The following is a 14,973-nucleotide window of genomic DNA, read 5'->3' as shown; positions in this document are numbered from 1 at the left end:
ACGGTGGCGGCTTCGTCGTGGGGCAGGGTGATCTGGTAGGTGGTGTGGTCCTCGTGCACGTCTTTGCGGAACGCGCGTTTGGGTTCCGGGCGTGGCTGCGGTTCGGGGCGGGGTTCGAGTTTCACGGCGGTGCGCAACTGGGCCACGGTGGCGACCTCCGCCAGTTCGGCGTAGTGCGCATCGGAACCGTCGGCAGCTCGTTCGGCGATCACCCCCACCTGATCCAGGGACAGCCGGCCTTGCCGCATTCCTTCGGCGCACAATGGGAATTCGTCGAGGTGGCGTGCGACTGTGACCATGATCCCGGCGTTGTGCAGGGTGGCACCGGTTTTCCAGGCCACCAACTCGGCGATGGACCGGGCGCCGGTGGCACCACATAATTCGTCGCGTTCGAGTTCGGCGACGATGTCGACGATGCGTCCGTCGATCGCGTTGCGCTGCCCGCACAGTTCCGACAATTCGTCGAGCAACACCTCCAGCCGCTGCACGGGGCTCACCGCGTCAGCGTCGAAAGGTGTTGGCTGCGAGGGCATAACACCAATCAAACCAGAAGGGTCCGACAAGCTCCGGCCGCTGCATTTCACCACCGAGTGCGCCGGTCGACTATGGGAAGCGCTAGCGCACAGCGCGGCCGATCGCGTCGGCGACGCGGTTGACTGCTTCGCGTGCCGCCGGGCTGATCTGGGTCATGGAGAGGTACCCGTGTACGAGGCCGCCTTCTCGAAGCAAGCGGGTGGGTACTCCAAAGCTATTGAGCCGCCTGGCATATGCGATGGCCTCGTCCCGCAACGGATCGAATCCGGCAACGGTGATCAGGGTTGCCGGCACGCCAGAAAGGTCCTCGGCGAGGATCGGTGACACGCGTGGGTCGGACCGGTCGCGGGCATCGGTTACATACAGCCCGGCCAACCAGTCCATCTGCTTGACGGTGAGCGCGGGGTTGTCCGCGAACTCCTTGCGCGAACGATAGTCACCCGCAGCGTCGACGACCGGGTACATCAGTACCTGCATCCTGGGGCGAAGTGTCTCGTGTTGGAGTTGATTCGACAGCACCGCACAGAGATTCGCGCCCGCACTGTCACCGAGTAGCACGATGCGCTGCGGATCGACTCCCCAGTCGGCGCACCGCTCGACGGCGAATTGCCATGCCTCCATGGCGTCGTCGGGCGCTGCGGGGAAGGGTGCCTCGGGGGCCAGTCGATACTCGATCGACAAGACGTTGACCCCGGCGCGGGATGCGATGAGCCGGGCGGGGGAGTCGTAGGCGCTGCGGCTGCCGAGCACGAAACCTCCGCCGTGGAGGAACAGCACCAGCCCGTTGGACCGTACCCGGGGCCGATACAGGCTGGCCCGAATACCGCTACGGAGAACGATATTGGTGTCGACAGCTACATCGGCGTCTGCGGATCTGTCGGCGAACACCCTGCAGTCGTTCTCCATGGCAGCTCTGGCATCAGCAACGGTACCGTCGCTGAAATCAGGCTCCGCGGCGGTGACTCGCATGAGCAGGGCGATCTCCGGTTCCATCACATCACCGTCGGCGTTGACGGTCGGTGGGATGAGCCTGCGGAGAATCGCTTTCGGAACACGGCCCAGAGTCGTGAACGCGGCGCGCTGGATCAGCTCGGCAGCGGTCAGGCGCGGGGGAACCGGTGCCGCGGACACCGCGGTGAGCGTCGTCATGACGCCACACTTGCCGAAGCTGTCCGGCCGTCGTCCAGTTCGCGCTCCAATCGCGAGCTGAAGCGGAGATTCTCGTCGATGACCGATCCTCGGTACATCTTGCGGTCCTCCAGGAATACGTTTCGCATCTGCCAAGGCATCGAGTCGCCCTGACGCGGCAGGGCACGCTTCGCGCGCTGCATGTAGCCGGCCTCGAGGTCGAGAATCGAACGCGTGCCGACCCCTTCGGCTGCATAGGGAACGACAGTGTCGTATCCGTGGGTGTCCATGTGGCGGAGCAGCTCGATGAGGCTCTTGCCGAGTAGCGAGATCTTCAGCGTCCAGGACGATTTGGTGTAGCCGACCGCCATCATCCAGTTCGGCAGCCCGGACAGCATCAGCCCCCGGTACACCACGCTGCTGGACAGATCGACCGGTCGCCCGTCGACGGTGATGTCGATGCCGCCGAACAAGCGCAGGTTCAGCCCGGTCGCCGTGACGATGAGGTCGGCCGGCAGCTCCTTGCCCGACTCCAGCTCGATTCCGGTCTTGGTGAACCGGCGGATCCGGTCGGTCACCACCGACGCTCGGCCTTCGCGGATCGAGGCGAAGAAGTCGCCGTCGGGCGCCAGGCACAAGCGCTGGTGCCACGGATCGTAGGGCGGGTTGAAGTGCCGGTCCACGTCGAATCCCGCTGGGAGCTCCTTCATGTTGAGGTGGCGGATGAGGCGCCGTGCGGTTTTCGGGAACTTGGTCATCAACTCGACGACCACCCAATCGATCAACACGTTCTTCCACCTGGTCGCGAGATAGCCGCGCCGTTCTCCGAGGAGTCGAGTGAGCTTGAGGCTCAGGGCGTCGACGCGCGGCAGTGACATGATGTACGTCGGTGTGCGCTGCAGCATGGTGACGTGGTCGGCGGCGGTGTCGCCCTTGAGCATAGACGGGATCAGCGTGATTGCTGTTGCGCCGCTGCCGATTACGACGACGTTCTTGCCGGAGTGGTCATAGTCCTCGGGCCAGAACTGCGGGTGGATGATGTCGCCCTCGAAGTCGTCCCGTCCCTCGAACTCCGGGGTGTACGCCTCGTCGTACCGGTAGTAGCCCGTGCCGGCGTATACCCACCCCGCCTTGATCACCTCATTGCGTACCGCGCCGTCGGAATCAGTGACCTCCACCGTCAGCACCCATTGCGCGTCGTCGCTCGACCAGGCGGCGGCCACGACATGGTGGCGGTACCTGATGATGTCGTCGAGGCCGTACTCGTCGACGGTCTCCTTGAGGTAGTCCAGGATCAGCGGCGCGTCAGCGATCGCTTTCTCGTGGCGCCAGCTCTTGAACTCGTACGCGAACGTGTGCAGGTCCGAGTCGGACCGGATGCCGGGGTACCGAAACAGATCCCACGTACCACCGATGGCGTCGCGCGCCTCCAGCAACGCCACCTTCTTCCTCGGGAACTCCTTGGTGAGGTACGCCGCGGCGCCGATCCCTGAGATGCCGCCGCCGATGATGACCACATCGAAGTACTCCGGGCCGCTTGCTGAGAGGGTCATCTGTCGATTCCTTCCTGTGCCGGTATCGGCGCGTCGTGATGATCCCAAGAGTGCCGCGAACGACGTGACAGCCACCACACCGAAATGCATCAACCTGCGGTCGTCGACGGTGTGAATCGCACCCTGGCTCTGCCGAGCCGCCCGCCGTCCTGCGGCGCGAGCGTCCCAGATCAGGGCTGGTCCCTTACGCTTCTCCCGGGAGGTACTTCCCGCTTGGGCGTTGGGGAGCTGGAGGGCGTGGCAATGAGTGCAGGTCGTCGTGAACGGTCCCAGGATGAGCCCGGTGCGGCTCCGGAAAAGCACGGGTCACGGTCGCGGCCGCGCCGGGTGTTGTTGCGGTTGCTGAAGGTGTTCGGCGCGTTGGTCGTGGTCGTGTTGGTGTTGATCGGTGCGGCCATTGCGATGGTCTACTACCAGGGCAAGCGGGCGCCCGCCGGCAACCATGACTACGTCGCTCTCGGTAGTTCGTTCGGTGCAGGCCCCGGTGTGCCCGATCGTGATCCGACGAGCCCGACGCTGTGCATCAGATCCGACCACAACTACGCACATCAGTTGGCGGCGTTGCGTCACCTGAGCCTGACCGACGTGACGTGTTCAGGAGCCACAGCGCAGAACGTTCTGCACGGCGGCCAATTCTTCCAGCCACCTCAACTCGATGCAGTCCGCGACACCACGAAGCTCATCACCATCACGGCGGGCGGAAATGACATCTACTACTTGCCGAATCTGTTCGCCTGGTCATGCGCCAAGGACCCCGGCGCGTTGTCGTTCGCATGGCGCATCGCGGTCTGTGACGCCAAGTCCGACGCGGACGTCGACCGCGCAGTTCAGCAAGTCGGGGCGAGTTTGACGGAGATCGGTATCGAGGCGCACAAGCGGGCGCCGAATGCGACGGTCGTGTACGTCAACTACACAACCGTCCTGCCCGATGCCGGATACTGTCCTGCCAAGCTACCGATCACCGACGAGCAGTTCGACCGGGCACGACAACTGGCGAAAACGCTTGTCGCCAAGACGGATGAGGCCGCACGGGCGACGGGGTCCCTGCTGGTATCGGCCGCCGACGTGACCCGGGGTCACGATATTTGCGCGGCCGATCCATGGGTTTACGGCTATACCTTCTCCGCAAGCCCGCTGAAGTACGGTCCGATGGCCTATCACCCGACTCTACGAGCCATGACCGAGATCGCAGCGCAGATCAACAGAACTCTCGATTCGAGATAGCCGCCCGCGCAGTCGCATTCGCCGGAGCCGGCCGGCCCTATGCCGAGGCTCCTCTGGCGACGCCGAGTCGCTCGGCAATCTGATCGGCAGTCTGCAGACCGGTCAGGATGGCGCCGTTCATGGTCCCGACCCACTCGCCCGCGGTTTCCGTGCCCGCCCAGTGGATGCGCCCGTGTGGCGTGGTGAGGGCCTCGCCGTAGCTCACCGTTGCGAAGGGCGGCGCGGCCGGATGCGGGCCACCCGGGGCGAAAGGTTCTGTGCCCCAACAGTGATCGATGTAGTCGATGGGGCTCCCGGCGTGTGGGCCGTACAGGTCGACCAACTGGTCGAGCACCAGTTTCCGCCGAACGTCCGGACCGAAGCCGTCGTACACCCGAGCGGTGCAGAAGACCATCAGGATGCCCGGCCCGTCATCGCTGGGCGAGACGTCGAAGGTGATGAACACCGGCGCGGTATCGGTCACTGCCTCACCCGAAAGCCCCTCAGACCGCCAGAATGGCTTGTCGTAGGCGACGAACGCCTTGCTCAGCGCGCCCATTGGAAAGCTCGTCGTGAGTCCCTCAATCTTTTGCGGCAAGGCCGGTTGGTACTCGATGTAAGCCCGATGCTGGGGGGCCGCCGCGACGATGGCGTACTTGGCATTGATCACCGCCGTATCGGTGTAGACCGTGACGCCGTGATCGTCTTGGGAGATCTGACGGACCCGGGTGTCCAACACAATTCGGTCGCCGAGCTGCTCAGCGAGCCGCTTGGCAATCTCTTGAGTGGTTTCGGTGACTCGATACTCGTTCTGCCCGCCTTCGACGGCGAGCATGTGGTCGAGCCCGCCCACGGCCTGGATATAGCGCAACACATGCAGCAATGACACGTCTAGTGGGCTGCAGCCCCACTGCACCTTGGTGACGATGAACATCAGCGCGCGAGTGCTGGTCACGGCCTGCTGCTGGTCGAGCCATTCGCCGAACGAAATCGCGTCGAGTTCGCCGGCGTTGGGTGAATTTCACGCGGCATCGACATCGATGGTTTCCAGCAGGTTGGTCATCTCCCCTTGGATGCGCCCCAGGTCCTCCAAGTCGACCGGGTCGACCATCGGAAGGGTGCCCGTCCAAGGGCGACGCTGCCCGGCCATCCACAAGAGGTTGACGCCTTCATCGAACTGCGGGGTCAGCGAACACCCCAAGCGCTCCATCAGGTCACGGATCGCGGTGTGGCGCTGCGCAACCCACGTCGCACCCAGGTCGACCTTGACCCCGGCGACCTCGCCTGTGAAGGAACGGCCACCGACCCGGTCACGGCCTTCAATGACGAGAACTGATGCACCCTGACTGGACAGCCGATCCGCGGCGCTCAAGCCGGCGAAGCCCGCTCCGACAACTACGACATCGACTGATGCCACCTGCGCGCCGCCCTCCTGCGGTACCGACATGGTCTGCTCTTTCATGGTTTCCTCCGTCGCTCGGCATGATGCGTAACGGATTGCCTTGGCAATCCGCATATCTCGCAACTGACACGACCAGTGTCGCCAGCGCTGGCCCGGGGCCGCCACGGCAGTGCCCACCAGTTTCTGGCGCGAAGAGGTGCATGGTGCACCAAAATCGTTGACTTTCGCGCTCCGATTACGACGTTTGGCCCCGGGGCATGCCGGACCCGCGGTCTATTGCCCGGGCGTTGCGGCTTGGTCAGCGGGCGCGGGCTGGGCCGGTGGCTCCAGTTGTGGGTAGCTCGGCGGGGTCGCGTTGGTAACCTCACCGGTGGGCACTCCGGTCTTCGGCGGCGCCCCGGTGGGGCTCTCCAACAGCGGCTGCGGCCAAGGTCCTGCGCTGGAGACCATTCCCGGCAGGGTTCCGGTGTCGGACTGCAAGAGGGCCGAGGCGCTGTCGGGCGGCACGATTCCGCCTTGCACCCCGTAGCGCATGTTGGTGTAGTTCAGGATGAACGACTGATTCGGCACCGGAGGACCAGGCTTGCTGTTGGGCAGACTCACGGTGGTCTGGGTCGGATCAGCAGTGGGCCCGCTGGTTCTCACCCCGCGGGTGTCGGTGGTGTGCGGGGGATAAGTGTATGCGCCCGTGCCGAATTCGTAGGTGTAGGCGCCCTGGTACGGAATGCCGGGCACGCCTGGGACAAACGGCAGAATCGGGGGATCGGCACTCGCGATCCCGCTGCCCGCCGAGCCCATTGCCAGGATCATCGCGCCGCACGCGACGCATTGACGGATTCGAAGTGGTGCCACAGACCTCTCCTTTCTCATGTTGACGGAGTTCAGATCTTGATCGGATCGCCGTAGATGGCGTACGAAAAGTGGCTGGCGGCAGTCGAAATGCGCAAGTACGCGTATGAACGAATGTTGACGTCGCCACCGCATGCGTCGGCTTTGACGTGAAGGTTGTCAACGCCGAGCGACGCGGTGTTGCCGGGGCTCAGTGCCATGTTGGTCATCGGCAGGTCGACGATCACGCCGGGTTGGACGATGGTTTCCAAGAATCCGGCGACGCCGGCGCTGCCACCGACGGTGGTCGGGGGAAGCCCGACTGCACCAGCGACGCCACCGGTGCCACCCACCACCAGACCCGCGGAAACGTCCGATTGGCATCCCAGCTGATAGCCCAGGATGAACAGGCTGTCCTGGATCGGGCTCGCGCCACCGGTCGCCGTGGCCGTCGCCGTCGCGGTGACAAACGCCTCGCGTGAATTGGACGCCGCAGCAAGGTTGGGAACGGAATTCACCACCTCGTCCTTGATCTGCAGGTCGAGCTGCCAGCCGTCCGGCGAAGTCTTGTCATAGACCTGCGGAGCCATGTGGATCGGCTCAGCCTTGACGGCAGGCGCCGCGGACAAGCTCGCTACCCCCATGGCCACAGCCGCAGCCGCGAGAACGGGCGAGGACGAAAACCTCAGCCTCACGTTGTATTCCTTTCATGTTGTTGGTGATGTCAGGTGTGCGGCCGGATCTGAGTCCGGGTGCCGAGTAAGGATTCAGCCGATACTGTGCCGGGCATCTGCTTTCTGGCTCTGGCTTCTTTTCGGGCCCGTGGCCACGTTGTGGTTGTGCAGTGCTCGGTAGGCGAGAAAGTAGATGAGGCCCTGGCTTCCCCACGTGATCAGAGCGGCGGTGTAGAAGAACGTGCGGTTCTGGTCGTCAAAGGGGAGGGGGAAGAAGTCGTAGCTCATCGCGATGGCTGAAGCCGCAGCGGTGACCAGACCGGTTGCGACGGCGAGCTTTTGGGCACCAGACTCCCAGAGTCTCTTGACGAAGTACGCCAGGAACGCGGTCGTGAGCAGGTTGACCACGACATAGAACGTTGCCGGAGCGACGTGGAGCGTCTCGTCGTGAAACTTCCGGAGGAACACGCCACCGGCGATGGCGAGCCCGAACACGCCGATCTCGACGGCAATCGTCGGCTTGTATCGATGGGTGACGGCCATCAGACCCATGACGAGGATCAGCGTGAAACCGAACGACCGGGAGAACGCGTCGAGGAAAAAGGAGATGTCGTAGGCGACGCCGCCCTCTGCGGGGCCGAGTAGAGACCCGATGAGGAAATTGGTGGCGGACACGCCGACGACCAGACATTCAAGGCCGAGCAGGTAATTGCCGTAGGTTCGGATGAACTTCCATCCGAAGCAGTAGCCGACGGCAGCCAACCAGACAGCGGCGGTAAGGAAGATGAGATCCTTCATCGCAGTGATTCCTCTCGAAGTGCAGATCGCGGTGGGATCGACGTGCAACTGTCGCCGTTCAGTGACCCCAGTCACAACGACAGGGCGCACCTGCTTTGAGCCGGAAGAGGTGCAGCGTGCACACATCCGAGCTCAGGGGACACGGCGCTGCAGCCGGTCGAACCAGCGAAGTGCGGGCAGCGCCAACAGCGTTGCAGCGGCCAGAGCGAGAAACGCGGTCGCCGGATGCGTGACGAGCAATCCGACAGCCGTGGCGAGGACGACGCCGCCCAGATTGCCCGCCATCCAGATGAGCCCGGCTGCTGTGCTCTCGGCGTCGGGGGCGTGCCGCTCACTGAGAGCCAGCACGATGGGCAGTGCCGGAAGGAGGAGGAAACCGACCCCGATCAACGTGAGGAACCCCATCGTCGTGCTGGGGACCAAGGCCAAGTGCACGCACGCCACGGCCGTGAAACCGATTCCCACGCCCATGATTTGGACCTCCCGGCCACGCCGATCCGCCCAAACCGGCACGGCGGCGCAGCCGATGACACCGGCGATCATGGTGAACGCCAAGATGAGCCCGGCAGTCGACTCTGAGACTCCGGCCGGTTCCAGCAGTGGCTGGACGAACGTCGCGAGCGCGATGAACGTACCCATCGGGATGGCTACGACAGCGCACAAGCGCCGCAGGTAGCGGTTGCCGAATGCGGTGCGGAACGCACGAAGGCCACCGGTCGCGCGAATGGCCTCGGCACCTCCCAGCGGCTGCGAGAAGCGCAGCGCCCCAAGCAGACACAGCCCGGCATCCAGCGCCAGCAGGGCGGTGATGATGGTGAGGGCATGGATGTTGCGCTCGCCTGGCAAGCACGCGCCGAGCAGATATCCCACGACCATCCCGCCGAAAGTGGCCGACGATGCGACGGCAATTCCGACTGTGCGGTCCTTCACGGCGAGATAGCCGACAGCGAGCCCCGGGATGGCGTTGAGGACGAAGGGCTGTCCGACCGCGGCAACAACCTGTCCGGTCAGTGCCCACGTGAAGTCGTCCGCAATCAGCCTCACGAATGCTCCGCAGGCGGTGAGGATCGCGCCGGCGATCAGGGCGGGCCGGAAGAACCGATCCAGCGTGAGGCCTGCCGGGATGGCGAGCAGCACGTAGATCAGCGGAAAGACCTGAGACAGCCAACCGATTGAGGCTACTGAAACTCCGAAGTGCCGCGCGGCGTCGTCGGTCACCGGCGCGTAGTTCACGACGAGCGCCTGGGTGGCGGCGGCGAGCAGTCCATACGCGACGAAGACGGACCACCGGCTCTTCGCGTGCTCCGCGATGCCGGGTTCTTCGAGTGTTACCTCCGCACGCGTAACGGTGACTCGCTCCTCGGCAGGAGGTGTCCGGGTTGGGCTTTGTAGACGAAATGCGTTGCGTTTCTGGGCAGTACGTCGAATCACGACCAGCGCGACGGCGGCATGCGTCGCCGTCGCCTCGGCCAGACTCATCCGGCGTTCTTCGTCTGATCACCCGCGGTGGCATCGGCGGTCACCACGGCGCGGTCGGTGATCGTTGACTTCCGGGGACCCGCATCACCCGCGGCGATGCGCCGACGAAGCACGAACAGCCACCAGCCGAAGCCCAGGGCCAGCAACACCGCCAGCGGAAGCAGGTTGGGCCGGAAGTCGGGCAGCAGAACCAGCGCGGCCAGCACGATTGTGAAGCTCGCGAGGCCAAGAATGTGGATTGGCCTGCGGAAGCGTCCGAGGTCGAAGAAGCCCGGTTCCGATTTCGGGAACGTGCCGCGGGCGTCGGCAACGAGCATTCCTGCCGTGGTGAGGATGTAGACCCCGACATATCCGATGGTTGCCATGCCCAGGATGTAGGCGAATGCGGCTTCGCTGAACAGTGCTGTGACCAGGAAGAACGCGGAGACTGCTGCCGATCCCCACACCGCGGAGGTCGGGACCCGGTGCTTGGCGGACACCGTGTTGAACACTCGCGCGAGTGGCGTCATGTTGTCGCGTGACATGGCGTAGAGCAGGCGGGTCGCGACGAGCATGTTTGCCAACACGCACACCAGGATGTTCGTCAGGGCGATGGCGACGACGAAGTCTGCGAAGTGCGGAGAGATCTGTGAAGCGATGATCTCTTCGATGGGTGTCGCACTTCCGTTGACGGCCTTGCGATCTCCCGTCGCCAGCAAGAACGTGACGTACATGAAGAACTCGATCACCGCGGCCGTCCCGAGCGCCATGAACATCGTGCGCGGGATCACTCGACGCGCGGCCCTGGTCTCTTCCGCGATATCGGCCGGCGCCTCCACGCCGAGCAGTCCGAACAGCGCGCCCAGGCTCGCGACCATCCAGGCGAACATGTACGGCGACGTAGCCGTGTCACCGTGCGACGCCAAGTAGCTCAGTGGCTGGCCGGCGTGCCTGAGGAGCACGACGAAGATGAGGACGAAGGCCGTAACCCCTACGGTCAGAAAGATTTCGAGAATGACACCGAGGTTGTTGATCGCCGTCGCGAGTCGAATGCCGTAGACGTTGATCAGGACACAGACCAGCAGAACGATCGCGGTGGTGCCGACCAACTCGGGGGTGGTCGCGTTCCAACCGATGAGCCCGGCGAAGTACGTCGAGAAGGTGTAGGCGACCCCGGTGAATCCGGAGATGAAGCCGATCAAACCCAGGTAGCCCGTGAACCACCCGAGGCTCGGATGGACGAGCCGACTGGTCCATTGGTAGGCGTAGCCGGCAAGCGGGAGTTTGACCGCGAGGTCGGCCGCGATCATCGCCCAGATGGCGAAGATGACGACGACAACGGGCACTGTCCAGACAAAGGCGGGTCCAGCGGTGCTCAGGCCGAAGCCGAAGCCCGCATACACCGCTGTCGTCGCACTGATCACGGCGAATCCGACGCAGAACGAGGCGAATGGACTTACTGATCGGTCCAGCTGCTGGGCATAACCGAGCTGCTTCAGGACCAGGTCTTCCTCGGCAGTCATGAGACCTACCTATCTGAGCGTCCGGCGACCAGCCGGAGGTGGATGTGATGCGAGAACTGCGAGCGAACGAATATTCGTTCGTATGAGTGACGTACGCTACTTTCGCCCGAGCGCCATGTCAACGGTCGGCTGATCGCGGGACTCGCCAGTCGGCGGCGGAAGCGCGAATTACCTTGGCGTGCTTAGGGTGTGCGCCTCGTCGGGCGCAGTAACTGCAGCGGCGAACGGTATGCGCCGCTGTCTCGGTTCAGTCGGCCCGATGTCCGACGAGCATCGAGCGCGCCATCTGCCAATGCAGCTCGGCGACTTCCTCGGGCTTCATCGGGCCGTCGGTCTGGAACCAATTCGCGACACGATCACACATGGCGATGATGGCGATCGAGACAATCGTGACCTCGGCGTGCGGCACCTCGGGGGCGAAGGCTGTCACGCGGTCGCACACCAGATTCAAGTAGGCGCGTTGCGCGGAGAGCAGTCTGTCGTAGTCATCGGTCGACAGGAACTGGCCGGCGGTGGCCGTGTTGAGAACGAGATCCGCGACGCGAGCAATGTGCATGTTCTGGATTTGGTACAGCACGTGTCGGCGGACCGTCTCCCGCAGTTCTTCCTCGGGATCGAGGCCGCTCACGTCCGCCGCGTTGTCCATGAAGTCGGCCAGCACCCGGGAGACCGCCTCGGTGAGGATCGCTTCCTTCGAGGGAAAGTGGCTGTACAGTCCAGGCGCCTTGATGCCGGCGGCTTCAGCGACTTCCCGAACGGTGAAGGCGCCGAATCCGCGATCGGCGACGATCGTGATGGCGGCTGCCAGGATCCTCTCGCGCATGACGTCCGGATCGAAAACCCGGCCGAGGCTCGCGATGGCTGCTGAACGGTCCAGCTCCGGGGGGCTCGCGGCATGCCGGGCCGAGGAACCTCTTGCGGATGTCATGTGTCCTCCAGATAGCCGGGTCGGTCCAAGGTTACGACCCTCGGGTCGGGCCTGAATTCGGTGGCCCGTGCGGTACCGGCACATGAATGCAGGGCGAACTGTTGACGGGAACCAGTGTCGAACGTAGCCTAACGAATGTTCGTTCGTAAACTTGCGTGATGAATCCGCACCGACTGGCGTACCTCGGCGAGGGCGCGATCTTGGAAGGGGCACGACATGGTGTCTGTAGGTATTGCCGGCGTGGGGCAGATGGGCGGAGCCGCTCTGCGGATCTTGCTCGACCATCTGCCCGATGCGCAGTTCTTGGCGATGGACCGTTCGCCTGAAGCGCTCCGCCGCGCTGAGGCGCTCGACCCGAGACGCGTTCGAGGACAGATGGTCGACGTCACCACGGGGACGGTGGAGCTGGACGGGCTTGACTTGGTGCTCAACATGTCTGGGCCGTTCTATGCCGGCTCGGGCAGCCTGGCCCAAGCAGCGTTGAGGGCGGGCACGACGTACATCGATATCGGTGACGACCTCGAGGCGACCGAGACGGTCCTGGCTATGGACGCCGATGCCAAGCGCGCGGGCGTCGCGCTCGTCAGCGGTGCGGGATGGTCCCCCGGAGTATCGAACTGGTGCGCCGCCCGACTGCTTGACGAATTCCCCGACAGTGACGGCGTCCAGGTGGTGTGGGCGACTCACGAGCGGGACCCGGGAGGACTCGCTCCGTTGCGCCACATGCTCCACATGGCGGTCACGCCGTGCCCCGTTTGGCGCGACGGGCAGTGGGTGCAGTCGCCGGGTTTTGTGCCGGAAACAGCCGCGACGTTCACCTTCCCCGATCCACTCGGCGTCATCCAGGCATATGACACCGCTCATCCAGAGCCGAGGACCCTCGCCAGATTCTTCCCCCGGTTGCGAAACGCCAGTTGCAAGGGGTCATTGCGCCCCGACTGGGCCAACGCAGCATTTTCGACGCTGGGGCGCATCGGATTCGGCCACGATGACGTCGTGGTGAACATCGCCGGACAGGATGTGGAACCGGCGGAGTTCCTCTGGAAGATGATGTGGGCACGGCACGAGGCATCGGCCAGACCGAAGAGCGGTAAACCGTTGACGGCGCTGTTGATTCAAGTTCTCGACGGGCCCCGCGTGCAGGGTGCCGTTGCACTGATCGATGACGCTCCGATGTCGCGTGGTACGGGCCTCGGTGCGGCGGTCGCCGCACTTTCGGCGCTGCGGGAATGTCCTCCGCCGGGAGCGTGGGGGCCGGAGATCGTCCCCTGGCAGTTCGCCCTCACCGAGTTCGAGAGAATCGGACGCTCGCTGGGCGGATTCGGGCCGGGTATCCAGAGCCTCGCAGCCGAATCTGCACCCCTTTCGTCGCCTGCCGGAGTCTGAGGGATCTCGATGACGCACTCTTCGGACACCGAGCACGCGAGCCTTGCCGAGACGGTGGCTCGCTGGGCGGCAACACGACCGACAGCCGTCGCATTACGGTGCGGCGGAACGGCTCTCACATGGCTGGAACTCGACGAAGCGATGACCCGCTTCGGTGCCGCACTGCGTACTCGCGGTGCGCGAATCGGCGATCGTGTCGTGTTGCTCGGAGAGAACAGCCTGGAATGGGTCGTCGCATTCCTCGGGTGTCAACGCGCACGCCTGATCGTCGTTCCGATGAACACCCGGCTCGCACACAGTCAGATCGCGGCGCAGGTCGCCAAGGTCGACGCCAAGGTGGTGCTTCACGACGCAGGCCTCGTCCCTCCGGACCTACTCGCTTCGACCGGCGCTCAGTGCATCGAGCTCGAGGCGCTGCTACGGGAGGAGGGACTGGTTCCCCCTGATCAGGTTGCCGCATCTGACGATTCGGAAGGCGATGACGTTCCCGCGCTCATCAGCTTCACCTCAGGTACCACTGGTATCCCCAAGGGTGCAGTCATCGGCAGTGTCGCGATGTCTGAGCTGGCATACGCGTTCTCGGACTATTTCGAAACGGGCCCGGACGACAGCACCCTCATCGTCGTACCGATTTTTCACAACACGGGCTTCGCAGATCAACTGGCGCACATGGTCGCATCCGGCGGGACGACGAACTTGTTGCGGCGTTACCGGACCGGGGAAGCGGCAGCGGAGCTGATAGCTCGGCCGGTGACATTTCTGGCGGCCGTACCGAGCATGCTGCGAATGCTGATGCTGCACGACGAGGCTGACGCGATCTTCGGCGGCATGCGCGCAATCATGTACGGCGGCAGCGCAATGCCCGAGGCCTGGGTGCAGGAGCTCCTTCGGCGGTGGCCACACCTCAAGCTCGTACACGCCTATGGACTGAGCGAGTTCACATCGGTGTGCACGTTCCTGCCGAGTGACTTGGCCGCGACCAAAGCCGAATCCGTGGGACGGCCGCTGCCTGGCGTCGAATTGCGCATCGTCGACGAGTCGGGCGCAGACGTAGAACCTGGCGGGTTGGGAGAAGTGTGGGTCGCCGGGCCGACGCGAATGCTCGGCTACTGGGATGAGCCGGGTTGGACGTCCGAGAAGATGACCGGACAGTGGCTGCGCACAGGCGATATCGGTCGCATCGACGACGACGGACTGCTGTGGCTGCACGGTCGGGCCGACGAGGTGATCAACCGCGGGGGTGAGAAGATCATGCCCACGTTCGTCGAGTCACATATCGCTCGTCACGAGAACGTAGCGGCCGCATGCGCTTTCGGCTATGCCGACGATATCCTTCAACAGCGTATCGCGGCGGCCATCGAGCTTCGCCCGGGCGCGGCCTTCGATGAGCAGGACCTCGTCGGGTTTCTTCGGACGTGCCTGCCCGACTATGCGATTCCCGATCGATGGGTCCTGTACGACGCGCTTCCCCTCAACGCATCCGGCAAGTTCGATCGTAAGACCGTCCGTGCTGACTTCGATGCAGCACTGAACCCGAAACCACTGTGACTGAAAAGGG

12 protein-coding genes and 1 pseudogene are annotated in these 14,973 nt (G+C 64.2%); 3 read left to right on the top strand and 10 right to left on the bottom strand.

Annotation, left to right across the window (positions count from 1 at the left end):
• The 3 genes from A5784_RS10185 to A5784_RS10175 form a co-directional block, all read right to left on the bottom strand.
• Positions 1-533: DUF222 domain-containing protein (locus A5784_RS10185; RefSeq protein WP_156750480.1), on the bottom strand; the 533-nt coding region annotated here is incomplete at its 3' end.
• An 82-nt stretch (positions 534-615) separates the two neighbouring features.
• A complete protein-coding gene (locus A5784_RS10180; protein ID WP_064944785.1) occupies positions 616-1,683 on the bottom strand; it encodes an alpha/beta hydrolase in 1,068 nt (355 codons plus the stop codon).
• Positions 1,680-3,215 (bottom strand): flavin-containing monooxygenase, encoded by a 1,536-nt coding sequence (locus A5784_RS10175; protein WP_064944784.1) that lies wholly within the window; start codon positions 3,213-3,215, stop codon positions 1,680-1,682. The genes A5784_RS10180 and A5784_RS10175 overlap by 4 nt, the downstream gene beginning before the upstream one ends.
• A 243-nt stretch (positions 3,216-3,458) precedes the next feature.
• Between A5784_RS10175 and A5784_RS10170 the strand changes: the two genes are divergently transcribed.
• A complete protein-coding gene (locus A5784_RS10170) occupies positions 3,459-4,439 on the top strand; it encodes an SGNH/GDSL hydrolase family protein (protein WP_082944744.1) in 981 nt (326 codons plus the stop codon).
• Positions 4,440-4,476: 37 nt separating this feature from the next.
• On the opposite strand, the pseudogene A5784_RS39800 reads toward A5784_RS10170, so the two are convergent.
• From A5784_RS39800 to A5784_RS37465, 7 genes and pseudogenes are all read right to left on the bottom strand, one after another.
• Positions 4,477-5,865, bottom strand: a pseudogene (locus A5784_RS39800) (flavin monoamine oxidase family protein).
• Positions 5,866-6,093: 228 nt separating this feature from the next.
• Positions 6,094-6,672: a hypothetical protein gene (locus A5784_RS10160; RefSeq protein ID WP_156750479.1), complete on the bottom strand. Its 579-nt coding sequence runs from the start codon at positions 6,670-6,672 to the stop codon at positions 6,094-6,096.
• A gap of 29 nt (positions 6,673-6,701) precedes the next feature.
• On the bottom strand, positions 6,702-7,292 hold the full coding sequence (locus A5784_RS10155) for an MspA family porin (protein WP_062830401.1): 591 nt from the start codon (positions 7,290-7,292) through the stop codon (positions 6,702-6,704).
• Positions 7,293-7,415: 123 nt separating this feature from the next.
• Complete coding sequence (locus tag A5784_RS10150; RefSeq protein WP_064944782.1) at positions 7,416-8,120, bottom strand: hypothetical protein; 705 nt, start codon at positions 8,118-8,120, stop codon at positions 7,416-7,418.
• A 132-nt stretch (positions 8,121-8,252) separates the two neighbouring features.
• Positions 8,253-9,599, bottom strand: a complete 1,347-nt coding sequence (locus A5784_RS10145; RefSeq protein WP_082944743.1) for an MFS transporter — start codon at positions 9,597-9,599, stop codon at positions 8,253-8,255.
• Positions 9,596-11,101, bottom strand: coding sequence for an APC family permease (locus A5784_RS10140; RefSeq protein WP_064944781.1), 1,506 nt, complete (start codon positions 11,099-11,101; stop codon positions 9,596-9,598). Before A5784_RS10140 ends, A5784_RS10145 begins: the two co-directional genes overlap by 4 nt.
• 247 nt (positions 11,102-11,348) lie before the next feature.
• Positions 11,349-12,029 (bottom strand): TetR/AcrR family transcriptional regulator, encoded by a 681-nt coding sequence (locus A5784_RS37465; protein ID WP_197514686.1) that lies wholly within the window; start codon positions 12,027-12,029, stop codon positions 11,349-11,351.
• Between the two features lie 216 nt (positions 12,030-12,245).
• Here A5784_RS37465 and A5784_RS10130 point away from each other — a divergent pair, with 216 nt between their 5' ends.
• Together A5784_RS10130 and A5784_RS10125 are read left to right on the top strand one after the other, a co-directional pair.
• Complete coding sequence (locus A5784_RS10130) at positions 12,246-13,415, top strand: saccharopine dehydrogenase family protein (RefSeq protein WP_064944780.1); 1,170 nt, start codon at positions 12,246-12,248, stop codon at positions 13,413-13,415.
• 9 nt (positions 13,416-13,424) lie between these two features.
• Positions 13,425-14,963 (top strand): class I adenylate-forming enzyme family protein, encoded by a 1,539-nt coding sequence (locus A5784_RS10125; RefSeq protein WP_064944779.1) that lies wholly within the window; start codon positions 13,425-13,427, stop codon positions 14,961-14,963.
• Positions 14,964-14,973: the final 10 nt, after the last annotated feature.

Source organism: Mycobacterium sp. 852013-50091_SCH5140682, assembly GCF_001665685.1.
GTDB lineage: Bacteria > Actinomycetota > Actinomycetes > Mycobacteriales > Mycobacteriaceae > Mycobacterium.
This window is presented reverse-complemented; position numbering and strand designations above follow the sequence as displayed.

Excerpts from the sequence above, each read along its gene's own strand:
- A5784_RS10180 (WP_064944785.1), bottom strand. The coding sequence starts at position 1,683 with ATGACGACGCTCACCGCGGTGTCCGCGGCACCGGTTCCCCCGCGCCTG.
- A5784_RS10175 (WP_064944784.1), bottom strand. The coding sequence starts at position 3,215 with ATGACCCTCTCAGCAAGCGGCCCGGAGTACTTCGATGTGGTCATCATC.
- A5784_RS10170 (WP_082944744.1), top strand. The coding sequence starts at position 3,459 with ATGAGTGCAGGTCGTCGTGAACGGTCCCAGGATGAGCCCGGTGCGGCT.
- A5784_RS10155 (WP_062830401.1), bottom strand. The coding sequence starts at position 7,292 with ATGGGGGTAGCGAGCTTGTCCGCGGCGCCTGCCGTCAAGGCTGAGCCG.
- A5784_RS10150 (WP_064944782.1), bottom strand. The coding sequence starts at position 8,120 with ATGAAGGATCTCATCTTCCTTACCGCCGCTGTCTGGTTGGCTGCCGTC.
- A5784_RS10145 (WP_082944743.1), bottom strand. The coding sequence starts at position 9,599 with ATGAGTCTGGCCGAGGCGACGGCGACGCATGCCGCCGTCGCGCTGGTC.
- A5784_RS10140 (WP_064944781.1), bottom strand. The coding sequence starts at position 11,101 with ATGACTGCCGAGGAAGACCTGGTCCTGAAGCAGCTCGGTTATGCCCAG.
- A5784_RS37465 (WP_197514686.1), bottom strand. The coding sequence starts at position 12,029 with ATGACATCCGCAAGAGGTTCCTCGGCCCGGCATGCCGCGAGCCCCCCG.
- A5784_RS10130 (WP_064944780.1), top strand. The coding sequence starts at position 12,246 with ATGGTGTCTGTAGGTATTGCCGGCGTGGGGCAGATGGGCGGAGCCGCT.
- A5784_RS10125 (WP_064944779.1), top strand. The coding sequence starts at position 13,425 with ATGACGCACTCTTCGGACACCGAGCACGCGAGCCTTGCCGAGACGGTG.